The 14567-nt window shown below is 67.8% G+C and carries 16 protein-coding genes; 3 read left to right on the top strand and 13 right to left on the bottom strand.

Annotation, left to right across the window (positions count from 1 at the left end):
* Position 1: 1 nt before the first annotated feature.
* Together tolQ and ybgC are read right to left on the bottom strand one after the other, a co-directional pair.
* Complete coding sequence (gene tolQ, locus JO391_RS00785; RefSeq protein ID WP_220662322.1) at positions 2 to 697, bottom strand: protein TolQ; 696 nt, start codon at positions 695 to 697, stop codon at positions 2 to 4.
* A gap of 126 nt (positions 698 to 823) precedes the next feature.
* Positions 824 to 1216: a tol-pal system-associated acyl-CoA thioesterase gene (gene ybgC, locus JO391_RS00780; RefSeq protein ID WP_220662321.1), complete on the bottom strand. Its 393-nt coding sequence runs from the start codon at positions 1214 to 1216 to the stop codon at positions 824 to 826.
* A 122-nt stretch (positions 1217 to 1338) separates the two neighbouring features.
* Between ybgC and JO391_RS00775 the strand changes: the two genes are divergently transcribed.
* Positions 1339 to 1785 carry a CreA family protein gene (locus JO391_RS00775; RefSeq protein WP_220662320.1) on the top strand — a complete coding sequence of 149 codons (447 nt, stop codon included), beginning with the start codon at positions 1339 to 1341 and terminating at the stop codon, positions 1783 to 1785.
* Here JO391_RS00775 and JO391_RS00770 read toward each other — a convergent pair.
* Both JO391_RS00770 and JO391_RS00765 read right to left on the bottom strand, forming a co-directional pair.
* The gene (locus JO391_RS00770) at positions 1766 to 2443 is read right to left on the bottom strand and encodes a DUF2161 family putative PD-(D/E)XK-type phosphodiesterase (RefSeq protein WP_259444780.1); all 678 of its coding nucleotides are present in this window, start codon (positions 2441 to 2443) and stop codon (positions 1766 to 1768) included. The genes JO391_RS00775 and JO391_RS00770 overlap by 20 nt on opposite strands.
* Positions 2440 to 3051 carry a hypothetical protein gene (locus JO391_RS00765; protein ID WP_220662319.1) on the bottom strand — a complete coding sequence of 204 codons (612 nt, stop codon included), beginning with the start codon at positions 3049 to 3051 and terminating at the stop codon, positions 2440 to 2442. Before JO391_RS00765 ends, JO391_RS00770 begins: the two co-directional genes overlap by 4 nt.
* 80 nt (positions 3052 to 3131) lie before the next feature.
* Between JO391_RS00765 and JO391_RS00760 the strand changes: the two genes are divergently transcribed.
* Complete coding sequence (locus JO391_RS00760) at positions 3132 to 4400, top strand: calcium-binding protein (protein ID WP_220662318.1); 1269 nt, start codon at positions 3132 to 3134, stop codon at positions 4398 to 4400.
* Here the strand turns inward: JO391_RS00760 and ruvB are convergent, their stop codons facing one another.
* The 4 genes from ruvB to ruvC form a co-directional block, all read right to left on the bottom strand.
* Positions 4401 to 5423, bottom strand: coding sequence for a Holliday junction branch migration DNA helicase RuvB (gene ruvB / locus JO391_RS00755; protein ID WP_220662317.1), 1023 nt, complete (start codon positions 5421 to 5423; stop codon positions 4401 to 4403).
* An 85-nt stretch (positions 5424 to 5508) separates the two neighbouring features.
* Positions 5509 to 6402 (bottom strand): zinc metalloprotease HtpX, encoded by an 894-nt coding sequence (gene htpX / locus JO391_RS00750; protein ID WP_220662316.1) that lies wholly within the window; start codon positions 6400 to 6402, stop codon positions 5509 to 5511.
* 68 nt (positions 6403 to 6470) lie between these two features.
* Positions 6471 to 7151 (bottom strand): Holliday junction branch migration protein RuvA, encoded by a 681-nt coding sequence (ruvA, locus tag JO391_RS00745; protein ID WP_220662315.1) that lies wholly within the window; start codon positions 7149 to 7151, stop codon positions 6471 to 6473.
* Positions 7148 to 7666 (bottom strand): crossover junction endodeoxyribonuclease RuvC, encoded by a 519-nt coding sequence (ruvC, locus tag JO391_RS00740; protein ID WP_220662314.1) that lies wholly within the window; start codon positions 7664 to 7666, stop codon positions 7148 to 7150. Before ruvC ends, ruvA begins: the two co-directional genes overlap by 4 nt.
* A 389-nt stretch (positions 7667 to 8055) precedes the next feature.
* Here ruvC and JO391_RS00735 point away from each other — a divergent pair, with 389 nt between their 5' ends.
* A complete protein-coding gene (locus tag JO391_RS00735; protein ID WP_220662313.1) occupies positions 8056 to 8259 on the top strand; it encodes a DUF1127 domain-containing protein in 204 nt (67 codons plus the stop codon).
* Positions 8260 to 8358: 99 nt separating this feature from the next.
* Here JO391_RS00735 and JO391_RS00730 read toward each other — a convergent pair whose 3' ends face one another.
* The 5 genes from JO391_RS00730 to JO391_RS21670 form a co-directional block, all read right to left on the bottom strand.
* Entirely contained in the window at positions 8359 to 8709 is a 351-nt protein-coding gene (locus JO391_RS00730; RefSeq protein WP_220662312.1) for a hypothetical protein, read from the bottom strand.
* Positions 8710 to 8826: 117 nt separating this feature from the next.
* Positions 8827 to 9699 (bottom strand): 50S ribosomal protein L11 methyltransferase, encoded by an 873-nt coding sequence (locus tag JO391_RS00725; protein WP_220662311.1) that lies wholly within the window; start codon positions 9697 to 9699, stop codon positions 8827 to 8829.
* A gap of 82 nt (positions 9700 to 9781) precedes the next feature.
* Positions 9782 to 10915 (bottom strand): geranylgeranyl reductase family protein, encoded by a 1134-nt coding sequence (locus tag JO391_RS00720; RefSeq protein WP_220662310.1) that lies wholly within the window; start codon positions 10913 to 10915, stop codon positions 9782 to 9784.
* A gap of 1 nt (position 10916) precedes the next feature.
* Positions 10917 to 11573: a peptide-methionine (S)-S-oxide reductase MsrA gene (msrA, locus tag JO391_RS00715; protein WP_220662309.1), complete on the bottom strand. Its 657-nt coding sequence runs from the start codon at positions 11571 to 11573 to the stop codon at positions 10917 to 10919.
* Between the two features lie 82 nt (positions 11574 to 11655).
* A complete protein-coding gene (locus JO391_RS21670; protein ID WP_310795057.1) occupies positions 11656 to 14319 on the bottom strand; it encodes a beta strand repeat-containing protein in 2664 nt (887 codons plus the stop codon).
* Positions 14320 to 14567 lie beyond the last annotated feature (248 nt).

Below are 14567 nucleotides of genomic sequence, written 5' to 3'. Positions count from 1 at the left end.
CTCAGGCGTCCAGCTGGCGCGAAAGGATGGTGGCAAACTCGTCGGCAAAGGCCTCATAGCCGCCGACGATGCGGTCGCTGTCCGAGTTCAGCTTGTTGTAGAACACCACCGCAGGGATGGCCGCGATCAGGCCGATGCCTGTGGCCAGCAAAGCCTCGGCGATGCCGGGCGCCACGACGGCCAGGTTGGTGTTCTGCGAAATCGCGATCTGCTCGAACGAATGCTTGATCCCCCAGATCGTGCCGAACAGCCCGATGAAGGGCGCGGTCGAGCCGGTGGTGGCCAGGAAGGACAGACCCTTGTTCAGCCGCTCGCTTTCGCGCGCGATCGCCACATCCATCGCCCGGTCGATGCGCGCCTGGGCGCCCGCAATCAGGCCGCCGTCCTGCTTGTGGCTGCGCCGCCATTCCAGCATCCCGGCGGCAAAGATCTTCTCCGAAGCGCCGGCGGGCGTCGGTCCCAGCTTCTCGAACAGCTCGTCCAGCGGCTCGCCCGACCAGAAGGCCCGGTCGAAAATCGAGGCCTCGCGCCGCGCCACACGAAAGGCAAGGTGCTTCTGGATGATGATCGCCCATGACCAGAAGGACATGATCATCAGTCCGACCATGACCAGCTTGACCGTCAGGGTGGCGCGCATGAACAGCGCCAGCAGCGAGAAATCGATCTCCTGCGCCGCCGCAAGGGTGGTGGGTTCCATATCGCCTGCTCGTTGTTATGGGCCTTTGCGGCCTGCGTTTGACAGCGATTCTAGCCGGAATCCATCGGGAAAGCCAACCCACAACACCGACTTGTCAACATTCCGCCCATGCCGGCGCACAGGGCCTCAGCCCTTTGCCGCCTGCGTCAGCAGCTTGGGCATCCGCCCCGGCCGGCCCGCGGCGGTCAGCGCAACCAGCGTCACGCGGGCCGAAAAGAGCATGACACCGTCGCGCAGAACATCCTGGCGCAGCACCAGCCGCGCGCCCGTGGCCTCCGCCGGCTCGGTCTCCACCTCGATCAGGTCATCGAACTGCGCAGGGCTCAGGTAATCCGCCTCGATCCGGCGCACGGCAAAGACCGTGCCGGTCTCGGCCTTCAGCCGCGCCTGGTCCATCCCCAGGCCGCGCACCCATTCGCTGCGCGCGCGCTCGATGAACTTCAGGTAATTGGCGTAATAGACGATCCCCGCCAGATCGGTATCCTCGTAATAGACGCGGATCGTCATGCGATGGATCATGGTCTTCCCCTTCGGTCTGTCCGGCAGGCCACCCTTCGCCTAGCGCGCCGCAGCCGCCGGGGCAACGCTTGCGAAGCCGCGCCGGGTGCCCACATTCTGACGGTCCCTTTCGGAGTCTGCCCATGTCCAGAACCTTCCTTGCCGGGCTCGCCCTGATGCTAGCCCCCCTTGCCGCCCAGGCCGAGGAAGTCGGCCGCGTCGGTGTGGACTGGGTGGGCAATGACGTGGTGGTCGAAGCCTTTGACGACCCCAAGGTGCAAGGCGTGACCTGCCATGTCGCCTATTTCTCTCGCTCGGTGATCGACAGGCTCAGCCAGGGCAACTGGTTCGAGGACCCGTCCTATTCCGCGGTGGATTGCGCCGCAACCGGCCCGGTGGTGCTAGGCGCCATCGACCGCAGCGGCGATGGCGAGAATGTCTTTTCCGAGGGCCGCTCGCTGATCTTCAAGTCGCTGAAGGTCACGCGCATCTGGGACGAGAAGAACCGCACGCTGATCTACCTCGCCCATGCCAGCGAATTGACGCAGGGCTCGGGCAAGATGTCGATCTCTACCGTCCCGGTGCCGTAAGCGCGGCAATCATGGCGGCATGGTCGGCCAGGGCCGCCTGCCCGCGCGGCGTCAGGCCGTAGACCCCCTTCGCATGGCGCTGAAACCAGCCGTAATGGTCGGCCCGCATCAATGCGGTCGCCCTGCCGACCCCGGACATCCGCGCCACCTCGGCGCCCTTCAACGGGCCATCGGCCAACCGCACAAGGCAGCGCAGCGCGTCCTGACGATAGGCCGTCATCCGCTTGACACCCGTTGTGCCGGCCTCGTTGGGATCGCCCACCCGGCGCTGGAACTCGCGCAACAGCCGCCCGGCGCGGGCGGCATTCTGGCGCGGGCGATAGGGTCCGGGGTCCAGATGCGCCTCCACCCCCTGCCCCGGCGTCACGACCAGAAGCCCCAGTCCAAGCCGGCGGCACAGAGCGACGATATCGCCGTAACGCGCCGGCCAGCCCTTCCTGGGCGCGGGCACGGCCAGATAGACCGTCTCGAACAGCGCCTGACGCGCCACCCCCTGCAACACCAGCGCCAGCGAGAAGGTCAGCTTCATCTCGACGATCACCGGCGGATCGCCGTCGCGCAGGGCCATCACATCGCAGGCACCGATCTCGGCCTTGACCTCATAGCCCTGACCTTCAAGGAACGCCTTGATGTCGGGGTAAAGGTCGGCCTCCCTCACAGCCGCGCCGCCAGCCGCAGCGCGTGGCTGGCATCGCGGGCCACCGGCGGCATCACCGGATCATAGGCCGCGCGGATCACCCCGGCGATGTCCGGGCGCAGGATGGTGCGGCCTTCGTCACGCACCAGCGGCGGATGGGCACGAAACGCGGTGTCCGACCACAGCAGGATGATCTGCACCGCCTGCGCGAGGGCCAGCACCTCGGCCGGCACCTCGGCCAGATGCGCATCGACCCGCAGGAAGACGAAGGCCGCGCGGATCGCCCCCGCCTGATCGAACCGGAACAGCCGGTACTGGTTCGCCCCCTCGGCGGACAGCCGCGCGCACAAGGGCATCAGGTCCGGCACCAGCCGGTCGAGGTCGCGCACCTCCACCAGTTCTTCCCAATCGCGGAAGAAGAAGATCATCAGGTTCGCGCCAAGCTCGGGGTCCGTCTCGGCCATGCTGTGCCCGGCAAGCCGCACCACCGCCTCGATCGCCCCCTTCATCACGGCCAGCGTGGCATCGTCGCAGCCAAAGACCACCGGCACGATCGGCCGGCCCCACCGTGCACAGAGGTAGGACCCGTCGCCACGGGTGAACAGCGAAGCAATGGCTTGGGCGTCCATCCGGCCTCCTGAGTTTTCCCGCAGCGCCCTGCCGTGTTTTCGGCTAACCTGCAACTGTTTTACATGGAAAGAGGATTGAGATGCCGAGCTTCCTTCAATTCTGGAGTGTGCCCTACCGCGATATTGCCGAGACCCTCTTCATGGGCGGAACGACGGTGACCTCGTCAGATTCCACGCAGTTCACCCTGACCAACGGCACATATACGGTTCGGGTCAGCGGCACGAATCTCAGCTTCGACGCGAATGGCCGGATGCTGACGGGCGAGATCGACCACTACAACACCTATGAAGGCGACCCGTCGCTGGGCAAGGCGGTCATGATCGCCGATTCGAACTTTACCCTGCTCGACCGGGATACCTTCAACGCCGCCTTCGACCTGGCGCGCGCCGGTTCGATGCGGGCGGCGGTGAACCTCGTCATGGCCGACTGGGCGCAGGAGAACTACAGCCACACAAACTATTCCGGCGGATACATGAAGGGCACGATCCGCGGCGACAACCTGTTCGGCGGCGGCCCATCAGACTTCATCTTCGGCGGCATTGGCGAAGACGTGATCGTGCTCGGCTCCGGCCACGACGAAGGCTACGGCGGTGTCGACCGCGACTGGATCTACGGCGGCAGCGGCGACGACCTGATCTACGGCGGCGCGGGCGACGACAACATCTGGGCCGACGATTTCGGCCCCGCCTACCTCGGCGACGACGAGGCCTACGGCGGGGCGGGCAACGATGGCCTGACCGGCGGGCGCGGACGCGACTCGCTCTTCGGCGGCGCGGACAACGATTTCCTGAACGGTGAACGCGACAACGATCTCCTGAACGGCGGGACGGGCAATGACTCGATCCGCGGCGGGGCAGGCTTCGACACGCTGACCGGAGGCGATGGCAACGACAGCCTCGACGGCGGCATCGACAATGACCGCCTGTCCGGCGGAGACGGCGACGATTTCGCCATGGGCGGACAGGGTGATGACCGCATCGACGGTGGGGCCGGCAACGACACGCTGCAAGGTCATGCCGGGGTGGACAGCCTGTTCGGCGGCGATGGCAACGACACCTTGAACGGTGGCCTTGGCAGCGACGAGATGACCGGCGGCCAGGGTGCCGACCGCTTCGTCATTTCAGGCGCGGACACCCAGCCCTTCACCGACTACATCGACGATTTCGAACTCGGCGTGGACACGATCCTGTTTGCGAATTTCGGCCTGTCATCGACGGACGAGCTTCTCGCCCTCGGCATCGATACCGCCGATGGCGTGCTGTTCACCCTGTCGCCGAACCGCTGGGTCGTCGTCGCCGGGGTGGAAGTGCTGCAGCTTTCGGGATCGGACGACCTGATCGTCAGCTGATCAGCCTTCAAAAAGGTCCGCCTGGCCCGGCCCCTTGGGCGCTTCCAGCCCAAGGTGGCGCCAGGCCTTGGCGCCCAGCATCCGGCCGCGCGGGGTGCGCAGGATCAGGCCCTGCTGCAGCAGGTAGGGCTCGATCACCTCTTCTATGGCATCCCGCGCCTCGCTCAGCGCGGCCGACAGGGTTTCCACCCCCACCGGCCCGCCGCCGTAATTCTCGGCGATCAGCGTCAGATAGCGCCGGTCGCCGCCATCCAGCCCCAGGTGATCGACCCCCAGCCGGGTCAGCGCCCGGTCGGCCAGCGCCCGGCTGACCTTGCCCCCCGCCTCGACCACCGCGAAATCCACCACGCGCCGCAAGAGTCGCCCGGCAATGCGCGGCGTGCCCCGCGCCCGCCGCGCAATCTCGCGGCAGCCGCCCTCGTCGGCCTCCACCCCCAGAAGCCGCGCGCCACGCGCCACGATCAGGAAAAGCTCGTCTTCGGTATAGAAGCTCAGCCGCGTCGGGATGCCGAAGCGGTCGCGCAGCGGTGTGGTCAACAGCCCCAGCCGCGTAGTGGCCCCCACCAACGTGAAAGGTTGCAGGTCGATGCGCACCGTGCGCGCAGCCGGCCCCTCGCCGATCACCAGATCCAGCGCGAAATCCTCCATCGCCGGATAGAGCACCTCTTCGACCACCGGCGACAGGCGGTGAATTTCGTCGATGAACAGCACGTCGCGCGGTTCCAGATTGGTCAGGATCGCCGCCAGATCGCCGGGCTTGGCCAGAACCGGGCCGGATGTCATGCGGAACCCCACGCCCAGTTCGCGCGCCATGATCTGCGCCAGCGTGGTCTTGCCCAGGCCGGGCGGACCGTGGAACAGCGTGTGATCCATCGCCTCGCCCCGCCGCCGCGCGCTTTCCACGAAGACGGCCAGGTTCGCCCGCGCCTCGGCCTGACCCACGAATTCGCCCAGCGACTGCGGGCGCAGCGCGCGGTCGGAATCCTCGGGCAGCTTTTCGGGGGTCAGCAGGGGATCAGACATGGTTCCGCCAGGGTTTGGCGGAACAATCCCCGAACAGAGGCGACGATGCAAGGCCCGCCGTCGCAGGGGCGGGGCCAGCCAGAGATCAGGCCCAGGGCCCCGGCCGCCCACCACGGGTCGAGGGGATGCGGCTGGAAGAAACCGGCGCGGCAACGGCCATCTTCTCCAGCGCCGCCACCCGGTTGGCGGTGGCGGGGTGGGTGGAAAACAGCCTGTCGCGCGCATGGGCATGCAGCGGGTTGATGATGAACATGTGCGCCGTGGCCGGGTTGCGCTCGGCGGCGGCATAGTCGATGCCCTGCGCCATGCGCTCGATGCGCAACAGGGCCGAGGCCAGTGCGCGCGGCTGGCCGCAGATCTCGGCCCCCACCCGGTCGGCCTCGTATTCCCGCGACCGGCTGATCGCCATTTGCACCAATGCCGCCGCCAGCGGCGCCAGGATCATCAGCGCCAACTGGCCCAGGAAGCCGCCCTCGCGGTCGCGGTTGCCGCCAAAGAAAAAGGCCATGTTGGCCAGGAAGGAAACCGCACCGGCAAAGGTGGCGGTGACGGTCATGATCAGCGTGTCGCGGTTCCGGATATGCGCCAGTTCATGCGCCATCACCCCCGCGATCTCGTCACGCGACAGCCGCTGCAACAGCCCGGTGGTCGCCGCCACCGCCGCGTTCTGCGGGTTGCGCCCCGTAGCAAAGGCATTGGGCTGCGCCTGGTCGATGATGAACACCTTGGGATGCGGCAGGCCGGCCCGGTCGGCCAGGTCATGCACCATGCGCGCCAGGTCGTGGTCCGGCCCCACCTCGCGCGCGCCGTACATGCGCAGCACCGCCTTGTCAGAGCCCCACCAGGTGAACAGGTTCATCGCCGCCGCAATCGCCAACGCCGCGATGGCCCCGCCCTCCCCGCCGATCAGCGCGCCCATGCCCATGAACAGCGCCGTCATCGCCGCCATCAAGAGCGCCGTCTTGAAATAGCCCGTCATCCCGCACCTCCGAGGCGAGGATATGGGCGCACGAAGGGCACGGCTCAAGACCCCGGCCCGGCGCCCGGCTAGCGCGGCATCAACAGCTTCAGCGCCGACCGGATCAGCGTCGCGGTGTCGGCCTCCGGCGCCTCGGATGCCACCGTGGCCACCGCCTGTGCCGCGTCACCGGGGCCATAGCCCAGGTTGGTCAGCGCCGAAAGCGCATCGGCCGTGGCGGCGGCGCGGGCCACGGCAGCAGGCGGCGGCGCGGCCTTGCGTGCGGGTTTCGGCGCCGGGGCGGCGGGGACATCCTCGATCACCGCATCCGGCACGGCGGCCGACAAGGCCACGCCCTGCGCCATGACCGCCGGCGCCTTGGCCTTCAGTTCCAGGATCACGCGCTGCGCCAGCTTCGGCCCCACGCCCGGCGCGGCCTGGATGGCGCGCGCATCGCCCAGGGTAATGGCGCGCGCCACGCCCTCGGCCCCCAGCGTGCCCAGCATCGCCATGCTGGCCTTGGCGCCCACGCCCTGAACCGTCATCAGAAGCTTGTGCCACTCCTTCTCCAGCATGGTCGGAAAACCGAACAGCTGCAGCAGGTCCTCGCGCACCATGAGGTCGGTATATAGCGACACCGCCTCGCCCACGCCGGGTAATGCGGCCAGGGTCCGGTCGCTGACATGGACGATGTAGCCCACGCCGCGCACGTCGATCAGCACGTGGTCAGGCCCGCGCCAGTCCAGCCGGCCAGAGATGCGCCCGATCATCCCGCCGCCCTTCTCAACGCGGCCTGCAGCCGCCCGGCCGATTGCACATGATGCGCATGGCAGATCGCCACAGCCAGCGCATCCGCCGCATCCGGCCCGGCGATCTGCACGCCGGGCAGGTGCAGACGCACCATGTGATCGACCTGTTGCTTGGCGGCATGGCCCACGCCCACCACCGTCTTCTTCACCGCATTCGGCGCATATTCCCCCACCGCAATCCCCGCCTGCGCCGGCACCAGCAGCGCGATGCCCCGCGCCTGGCCCAGCTTCAGCGTCGCCACCGCGTCCTTGTTCACGAAGGTATGCTCCACGGCGGCCACATCCGGCGCGAAGCGGGCGACCACCTCGGTCAGCTGGCCATGCAGCGACAGAAGCCGCAGCGCAAGATCGCCCTCCTCCTCGCCTGGGGTGGAATGGCAGATGCCATTCGCCACATGCGTCAGCCGCGCGCCCGCCACATCGATCACGCCCCAGCCCAGATTCCGCAAGCCGGGGTCGATCCCCAGAACACGCATGCTGCCCCCTTGCCCCGCGCGGATTGCACCGCTTGGCCCAAGGACTAGCACGAAACGGGAACGCCCACCAAATGCTTTCGCCAGCCGCATCCGACCCTATGGCCGCAATGCCGCACCCTGCACACCCTGCATCACGCCAGGGATAGGTCCAAGGACTTGCCCCTGCGGCAGCGCCCCCCTATCTACGCCGGAATGCGACGCCGCAGCCGCGGAAACCGACCGCTTCGCCGCAAATGCCGGAAATCATGTCAATTTCATGCATGCTGCCATGCAGCATTTGCAAGGCCGCCATGCAGGGCGCCCCGCTTGCCGTTCTACTGGCGCCGCATTATCTGGCCGGCATGGCGCAGATATGCTGCGCTGTTGAGCAGTTTTGAAAGGATAAAGCCATGGCCGCCACTCACGCGTCGCGCCCGGCGCCGTTCGGCGCCATCACTGTCTACCGCCTGGTGAACGGGCTGGGATCGTTCGGCGAGAAGCTCTCCGCCTGGAACGACGCCCGCGTCACCCGCAAGGCTCTTGCCGCCCTCTCGGATCGCGAGCTGGACGATATCGGCCTCTGCCGCGGCGACATCGAGCTGATCGGGCGCTGATCCTTCCGGCCCGCACCCTCCTCCCTCGCCTGAAAAGGCATCGCGGGCCACTCGGACGGCCGCCGTCTCCTCCCGACGGCGGCCGTTCCGCATTTCACCTCAGCCGCGCGGCGGCATCCAGTCGCGCAGGCGATCGGCCACCCAGACAGAGGCCGGATCGGCCCACATGATCGCCGCGCCGATGCGCTCGACCTCGTCGCCCGCCGCAAGGCGTTCGACCCGCTGGTCGTAAAGATCGGGCCCGACCTGATAGTTCAGGACGCCCTTCAGGCAGATCACGCCCATCAGAAGAAACATGATCGACCGCAGAACCGGAACCAGCCGGCTGCGTCGCGCAGGGCGCGGCGTGCGCCCCAGCGTCCCCTCGGCCAGAAAGGCATAGCCTTTGGCATGGGTCCGCTCGATCCGGGTAACCCGGCTGTAGAAATCCCGCATATTCGGGTCGGTCATGGCATCACCAGCAAACACACCGACCCCCACCAAGGCCGTGATGCGCCATGATTACGGCAGAATTTGGGCAGTCCGGGCCATTTCAGGGCAATGAAGGCCGAAGGGCGGCCCCTCGCCTCAGTTCCGCCGCAACACCAGCGTGCACCACTCCCCGATGTCCTCGCGCGAAAGGAGAGTAAACCCGGCCGCGACATAGGCGTCGATGATCGATTCGGCCTGCACCACCAGCAGCCCCGACAGGATGGCGATGCCGCCTGTGCCAAGGTGAGCCGCCATCGAGGGCGCCAGTTCGATCAGCGGCCCCTTCAGGATATTGGCAAAGACCAGATCGAACGGCGCCGCGTCATGCAGCACCGCGTGCTCGAACCCCGCGGCCTCCAGGCATTCAACCCGCCCGGCCAGGCCGTTGATCGCCACATTCGCCTCGGCCACATCCACCGCCACACGGTCGATGTCGCTCGCGATCACCCTTGCCTCAGGCAGCACCGCTGCCGCCGCCATGGCCAGCACCGCGGTGCCGCAGCCGATGTCGGCCACATTGGCCGGGCGGAAGCCCTCGTCGAACAGCCGGTCAAAGGCGCGCAGGCAGCCCAGCGTCGTGCCATGGTGGCCGGTGCCAAAGGCCACCGTCGCCTCGATCTGCAAGGCGATGCGCCCTTCCGGCACCTTGTCGGCGTCATGGCTGCCGAACACGAAGAAGCGCCCCGCCTCCACTGGCGACAGTTCGCGCCGCACCTTGGCCACCCAGTCGATCTCGGGCAGTTCCGAAACGGCAAAGGGCTTGGCCCCCCAGGCCTCCGCCAGGATCATCAGCACGATATCGTCGGGCGCCTCCTCGAAATAGGCGCCCACCTCCCAAAGTCCCGATCCGTCCTCGATCTCGAAGACACCCACGCCGAGCGGCGCGTCGTCCAGATCCTCCAGCGCGGCGGCAAGTCCCTGCGCGGGCTCTTCGCCGGGCAGCGTGGTCAGGGCGGAATAGGTGGGCATGTCGGCCTCCGGGCTCGGGTCAGGGCGGGATAGGCCGCGCCCAGCCTGCGGTCAAGGTGGCTGCGGTCAAGGCGCCTCGTCCTCAGGCGCGCAGCACCATCCGCGCCAGATGCCGCAGCACGCGGGCGGGGCGCAGGTCGGCATAATCCATCTCGCCGGCCAAAAGCGCCAGGAAGCGCCGCTGCAACCGCATGTCCCGCGCCAGAAGGTCGATGCACCGCGCCCGCAGCCAGGGATGATAGACCAGCGCGCGCAGCCGCCGCGCCCGCGCCAACTCGCCCCGCAGATGCGCCGTCGCCGCCAGGTAGCGCGGCCCCGCCCCCTCGGGCCGGCCTTCCGCCAAAGCCGCCGCCACCGCCTGCGCCGCCAGTTGCCCCGATGTCACCGCCCAGCCGATGCCCTCGCCGGTCAGTGGATCGACGAACCCCGCCGCATCCCCCGCCAGCAGCACCGCGCCCCGCGCCGGATCGGGCCGCGCATCGCCAAAGGGCAGGTGATGGCCCTTCACCTTCAGCCCCGCCCCGCCATGCCGCGCCAGGTAAGCCTCCATCGCCGGTCGCAGGTCGGCGTTCCGCCCCGCGACCCCGCCCACCCCCACCGTCGTCCCGCCCGCCTTGGGAAAGGCCCAGCCGTAGCCCCAGGCCGCCGCCGCAAGGTCCAGTTCCGCCGCCGCCTCCGGCGGCCCCGGCACCTCGGTCTCCAGCGCGAAGCCGATCTCCTTCGGGTCGAAGGCCCGGCCGAACAGCGCCTTCGCCACCGCCGAATTGACGCCATCCGCCCCGATCAGCGCGCGCGCCGTCAGCCCCGTGCCATCCCCCAGCGTCATCGCCACCGCTGGCAATTCCAGCGCCGCGCGCCGCCCGGTGAAATCCGCCGCCCCCGCCGCCAGCGCCCGCCCGACCAGTTCGGCATCGAAGGCCCGCCGCATGGTCATGGCCAGCACCGGCGCATCCGGGTGGTCGCCGATCACCCGCGCCCCGGCCATCAGCCGCACATGGCGCACGTCATGAAACAGATCGCGCGGCAGCGCGCCGAACACCCCGGCCAAGGCCGCCTGCGCCCGGCCGGTCACGCCGCCACCGCACAGCTTGTCCCGTGGGAACCGCGCCTTGTCGACCAGCGCCACCGAAAGCCCCAGCCGCCGTGCCTCCACCGCGGCCGAGGCGCCCGCCGGTCCCGCGCCCAGAACGATCAGGTCAAAGGCGCGGGGGGCCAAGTCAGGCCGAAACGCCGGTGCCGATCGGGCAGGTCACGCCCGTGCCGCCGATGCCGCAATAGCCGTCGGGGTTCTTCGCCAGGTATTGCTGGTGATAGTCTTCGGCGAAATAGAACACCGGCACGGGCAGGATTTCCGTGGTGATCTGCCCCCGCCCCGCCGCCGTCAGCGCCGCCTGATAGGTGGCCTTGCTGGCCTTGGCCGCCGCGGCCTGCGCCTCGGTGTAGGTATAGATCCCCGACCGGTAGGTCGTGCCCACGTCATTGCCCTGCCGCATCCCCTGCGTCGGGTCGTGGTTCTCCCAGAACAGCTTCAGAAGTTCTTCATAGCTCACGACATTCGGGTCATAGATCACCCGCACCACCTCGTTGTGGCCGGTCAACTGGGTGCAGGTCTCGCGGTAGGTCGGGTTCGGGGTGAAGCCGCCAGCATAGCCCACCATGGTCAGCCAGACGCCCTCGCGCTGCCAGAACTTGCGCTCCACGCCCCAGAAACAGCCCATCCCGAACATCGCCTCTTCCATGCCCTCGGGCACGGGGGATTTCAGCGGCAGGCCAGAGATGAAATGCGTCTCGGCGGTCGGCAGCGGGTCAGGCCGGCCCGGAAGGGCATCCTGCGCGGCAACCATCTGCATCTTCTTGCGGTCCACGAAGAACATCGCGCGTCTCCTTGTGCGGGTACGGCCGGAATATAGGCACGGCCAGTCAAAGCCGCCAGCCCCGCACCGGGCCGCGATGCGGTCAGACCAGCCCGGTCAGATAGTCCGCCGTTGTTGTGGCCGCGCAGGAATCAAGGGTCGCCAGCAGGGTCAACTCGGACGAACTGACCACCGCATTGCCGTCCGACGAAGTGAAGCGGAAGATCCCAGTCGAGATGCCGGTGTCGAAAACGAACACCTGGTCGCGCCCAGCCGCCACCGCCGCCGTCGCAGAACCCGCTGCGGCGGCCGCCGCAGAAGTGCTCAGCGAGGCCAGGTTCTGCGTGAAGATCACCAACTCGTTGCCCGAAGCCCAGCCGCCGGACGCAGCTCGCGTCAACACCGCTTCCAGCACCAGATCGCCGTCCCCGATCAGGAAGCTGCCGCCCTGGTCAAAGATGATCCGGTCGCTGCCCGAGATGAAATCTGTAACCACATCATCGTCAGCCGTCCCTCCGGCTACCTCAAGAACAAAACCGTCAGACCCATCGCCGCCGGTAAGGAGGTCCTCGCCGGTGCCTCCAAGCAGCCGGTCGCTGCCGAAGCCTGCCGACAACGTGTCCTTCCCGCCAAGGCCCAAGAGCGTATCGGCCCCCTTGCCGGAACTGATGGCATTGGCCAGCGAATTGCCGGTGCCAGTCACATCGGCGAAGCCGGTGAACACCAGAGCCTCGACATTGGCGGCCAGCACATGTGCCGTCAGAGAGGTCTGCACCGTGTCCACCGAACCGGCCAACGTGTCGCTCTCGACAACCAGATCCCCGGCATTGTCCACCACATAGGTGTCGCTGCCTGTCCCGCCGACAAGCGAATCCGCGCCAGTGCCGCCGTCCAGTCTGTCGCTGCCCGCACCCCCGAACAGCGTGTCTGCCCCCGCGCCGCCCGTCAGCGTATCCAGCCCGTCGATGCCGGTCAGGACGTCATCGCCCGCCGCACCCTCGATCCGGTTGGAAAGCCCGTTGCCGGTGCCGGTGAAACTCCCCGCCCCGGTGAAGACAAGCGCCTCGACATTCGCCCCAATCGCGAAGAACGCCAGCGAGGTCTCGACCGTGTCCACCGAACCGGCCAGCGTGTCGGTCTCGACAACCAGGTCCCCGGCATTGTCCACCACATAGGTGTCGCTGCCTGTCCCGCCGACAAGCGAATCCGCGCCAGTGCCGCCGTCAAGTCTGTCGCTGCCTGCACCCCCGAACAGCGTGTCTGCCCCCGCGCCGCCCGTCAGTGTATCCAGCCCGTCGCCGCCGGTCAGGACGTCATCGCCCGCCGCACCCTCGATCCGGTTGGAAAGCCCGTTGCCGGTGCCGGTGAAACTCCCCGCCCCGGTGAAGACAAGCGCCTCGACATTCGCCCCAATCGCGAAGAACGCCAGCAAGGTCTGCACCGTGTCCACCGAACCGGCCAGCGTGTCGGTCTCGACAACGAGGTCCCCGGCATTGTCTACCACATAGGTGTCGCTGCCTGTCCCGCCGACAAGCGAATCCGCGCCAGCGCCGCCGTCCAGAAGGTCGGCCCCGGTGTTGCCGGTCAGGGTGTCGTCCCCGTCGCCACCATCCAGCGTGTCATCGTCCGAAGCGCCGGTGACGGAATTCGCGAGCCCGTTTCCCGAGCCGGAGAAGGCCCCCGATCCGGTGAACACCAGCGCCTCGACATTCGCCGTCAGCGCATAGGCGTTGACGAGGGCGTGAACCGTGTCGATGGACCCCGCCAGCGTGTCGGTCTCGCTCACGATGTCACCGGCATCGTCCACGATATAGACATCGCCGCCGGTGCCCCCCGCAAGGGAATCCGCGCCCGACCCACCGTCCAGCATATCCCCTTCCGAACCACCGAGCAGCGTGTCAGTGCCGGCAGCTCCATGCAGCGTGGCGGCGTCGCTCCCGCCGAGGATCAGGTTGTCCAACGCATTGCCGGTGCCGATGAACGATCCCGATCCCTCGAACACCAGGCTTTCCAGGTTGGCGCCCAGCGTGAACGCGGCCAGTACCGTGCGCACGGAATCGTTCGCGCCAGGCAGGGTTCCGGTCTCGCTGACGATGTCGCCCAGGGCGTCCACGACATAGGTGTCGCTGCCCTCGCCCCCGTCCAGGAAGTCGGCCTCCGCGCCGCCATCCAGTCGGTCGTTGCCGGCGCCGCCGAAAAGCGTGTCCTTGCCCTCGCCACCCACCAGATTATCCAGCCCGCCGCCACCGATCAGCGTGTCCTCACCCGCCGCGCCAAGAAGATTGTCGTTGCCCGCGCCGCCATTCAGCCGGTTGGCCCCGGAATTGCCCTGAAGGCGATTGTTCAGGGCATTTCCCGTCCCGTTCAGGTTCGACGTGCCCAGAAGCTCCAGGTTCTCCAGCCCGATGCCCAGGGCATAGCTGCGCAGGCTCAGGACGGTATCGGTACCGAACGTGCCGCTGTCGCTGATCACATCGCCTGCGGCACCAGCCAGATAGGTGTCGCTGCCATCGCCCCCGTCCAGAGTGTCGTTGCCCGACCCGCCATCGAGCGTGTCGTCACCGGTGCCGCCGATCAGGCTGTCATTGCCACCGCCCCCGGACAGGCTGTCATTGTCGCCCCCTCCATCCAGCAGGTCGCTGCCACCCCGGCCCGACAGCGTGTCGTCGCCGCCAAGACCCTCCAGCGTGTCGGGGCCTGACCCGCCGGTCAGGCTGTCCGCCAAGGGTCCGGGGAGCAAAGCGGTGTCATGGGCAGGCACGGGCATGACAGACCTCCGCAATACGCTGAACGACAGGTTGGCCTTGCGGCCGAAAATAGGATCATGTTCAGCCTAGCACAGCCGATCCGGACCGAAACAGCCTCTCGCGCAGCCTGAAGCCTGGGGCAAAGCCCTGCGGACTGCCCGCCCGACCCATCGGAAGCGGGACGGAAGTTAAGTCCAAGTTAATTCGCCCACGCAACCCATTGAAATAATTGGGACGAGCAAAGCGTCCGAGCTCGGACGCCCTCCAG

Origin of the sequence: Neotabrizicola shimadae (genome assembly GCF_019623905.1) — a bacterium.
GTDB classification, from domain to species: Bacteria; Pseudomonadota; Alphaproteobacteria; order Rhodobacterales; family Rhodobacteraceae; genus Neotabrizicola; species Neotabrizicola shimadae.
The sequence above is the reverse complement of the archived record's forward strand: the minus strand, read 5'-3'. Positions and strand labels throughout refer to the sequence as shown.

What these genes read in the sequence shown, in the direction of transcription:
- tolQ (WP_220662322.1), bottom strand. Translation starts at nt 697, where the DNA reads ATGGAACCCACCACCCTTGCGGCGGCGCAGGAGATCGATTTCTCGCTG.
- ybgC (WP_220662321.1), bottom strand. Translation starts at nt 1,216, where the DNA reads ATGATCCATCGCATGACGATCCGCGTCTATTACGAGGATACCGATCTG.
- JO391_RS00775 (WP_220662320.1), top strand. Translation starts at nt 1,339, where the DNA reads ATGTCCAGAACCTTCCTTGCCGGGCTCGCCCTGATGCTAGCCCCCCTT.
- JO391_RS00765 (WP_220662319.1), bottom strand. Translation starts at nt 3,051, where the DNA reads ATGGACGCCCAAGCCATTGCTTCGCTGTTCACCCGTGGCGACGGGTCC.
- JO391_RS00760 (WP_220662318.1), top strand. Translation starts at nt 3,132, where the DNA reads ATGCCGAGCTTCCTTCAATTCTGGAGTGTGCCCTACCGCGATATTGCC.
- ruvB (WP_220662317.1), bottom strand. Translation starts at nt 5,423, where the DNA reads ATGTCTGATCCCCTGCTGACCCCCGAAAAGCTGCCCGAGGATTCCGAC.
- htpX (WP_220662316.1), bottom strand. Translation starts at nt 6,402, where the DNA reads ATGACGGGCTATTTCAAGACGGCGCTCTTGATGGCGGCGATGACGGCG.
- ruvA (WP_220662315.1), bottom strand. Translation starts at nt 7,151, where the DNA reads ATGATCGGGCGCATCTCTGGCCGGCTGGACTGGCGCGGGCCTGACCAC.
- ruvC (WP_220662314.1), bottom strand. Translation starts at nt 7,666, where the DNA reads ATGCGTGTTCTGGGGATCGACCCCGGCTTGCGGAATCTGGGCTGGGGC.
- JO391_RS00735 (WP_220662313.1), top strand. Translation starts at nt 8,056, where the DNA reads ATGGCCGCCACTCACGCGTCGCGCCCGGCGCCGTTCGGCGCCATCACT.
- JO391_RS00730 (WP_220662312.1), bottom strand. Translation starts at nt 8,709, where the DNA reads ATGACCGACCCGAATATGCGGGATTTCTACAGCCGGGTTACCCGGATC.
- JO391_RS00725 (WP_220662311.1), bottom strand. Translation starts at nt 9,699, where the DNA reads ATGCCCACCTATTCCGCCCTGACCACGCTGCCCGGCGAAGAGCCCGCG.
- msrA (WP_220662309.1), bottom strand. Translation starts at nt 11,573, where the DNA reads ATGTTCTTCGTGGACCGCAAGAAGATGCAGATGGTTGCCGCGCAGGAT.
- JO391_RS21670 (WP_310795057.1), bottom strand. Translation starts at nt 14,319, where the DNA reads ATGCCCGTGCCTGCCCATGACACCGCTTTGCTCCCCGGACCCTTGGCG.